This is a genomic window from Drancourtella massiliensis (assembly GCF_016900655.1).
Classification (GTDB): Bacteria; Bacillota; Clostridia; order Lachnospirales; family Lachnospiraceae; genus Sellimonas; species Sellimonas catena.
Window position 1 is genome coordinate 1 of record NZ_JACJKH010000070.1, and the last position, 1,453, is coordinate 1,453.

General features: G+C 54.8%; 1 rRNA gene. It reads right to left on the reverse strand.

The features are described from left to right. Positions 1-1,453, reverse strand: a 23S ribosomal RNA gene (locus H6A32_RS15730); the annotation flags it as partial.

Sequence of the window (1,453 nt, forward strand, 5' to 3'; positions counted from 1 at the left end):
TGCAACAGGTACACCAGCGGCCGGTCCATCCCGGTCCTCTCGTACTAAGGACAGCTCCTCTCAAATATCCTACGCCCACGCCGGATAGGGACCGAACTGTCTCACGACGTTCTGAACCCAGCTCGCGTACCGCTTTAATGGGCGAACAGCCCAACCCTTGGGACCTACTTCAGCCCCAGGATGCGATGAGCCGACATCGAGGTGCCAAACCACTCCGTCGATGTGAACTCTTGGGAGTGATAAGCCTGTTATCCCCAGGGTAGCTTTTATCCGTTGAGCGATGGCAATCCCACTTTATACCACCGGATCACTAAGTCCTACTTTCGTACCTGCTCCACCCGTCGGTGTCGCAGTCAAGCTCCCTTCTGCCTTTGCACTCTTCGAATGGTTTCCGTCCATTCTGAGGGAACCTTTGAGCGCCTCCGATACCCTTTCGGAGGCGACCGCCCCAGTCAAACTCCCCACCTGACATTGTCCCCCAGCCGGGTCACGGCTGCTGGTTAGAAACCCAATACCGCAAGGGTGGTATCCCAACAGCGGCTCCATAAGGACTGGCGTCCTTACTTCTTAGCCTCCCACCTATCCTGTACATGCAATACCGAATCCCAGTATCAAGCTGGAGTAAAGCTCCATGGGGTCTTTCCGTCCTGGCGCAGGTAACCAGCATCTTCACTGGTACTTCAATTTCACCGGGTGCATTGTCGAGACAGTGCCCAAATCATTACGCCTTTCGTGCGGGTCGGAACTTACCCGACAAGGAATTTCGCTACCTTAGGACCGTTATAGTTACGGCCGCCGTTTACTGGGGCTTAAGTTCAAAGCTTCGCTTGCGCTAACCTCTCCCCTTAACCTTCCAGCACCGGGCAGGCGTCAGCCCATATACCTCACCTTTCGGTTTTGCATAGACCTGTGTTTTTGCTAAACAGTTGCTTGGGCCTATTCTCTGCGGCCAGCTCTCACTGGCACTCCTTCTCCCGAAGTTACGGAGTCATTTTGCCGAGTTCCTTAACAATGCTTCTCCCGTCGGCCTTAGGATTCTCTCCTCATCCACCTGTGTCGGTTTACGGTACGGGTACTGTACAAACAATAGCGGCTTTTCTTGGCAGCCAGCTCACGCGCTTCACTACTTTTTCTTCGCTCCGCATCACGTCTTCCCATTGCCCGGCGGTTTTTCCAACCGGACTGGTACCCCGCTTGCACCGGTCTCTCCATTCCCGGCTCGCGCTCTCTTTCTGCGTCCCCACAGTTCTGTTGTACAGCAGTACAGGAATTTCTGCCTGTTGTCCATCGACTACGCCTCTCGGCCTCGCCTTAGGTCCCGACTTACCCAGGGCAGATCAGCTTTACCCTGGAAACCTTGGATATTCGGCCGGAAGGATTCCCACCTTCCTCTCGCTACTCATTCCGGCATTCTCTCTTCCATACAGTCCACAGCTCCTTCCGGTACTGCTTC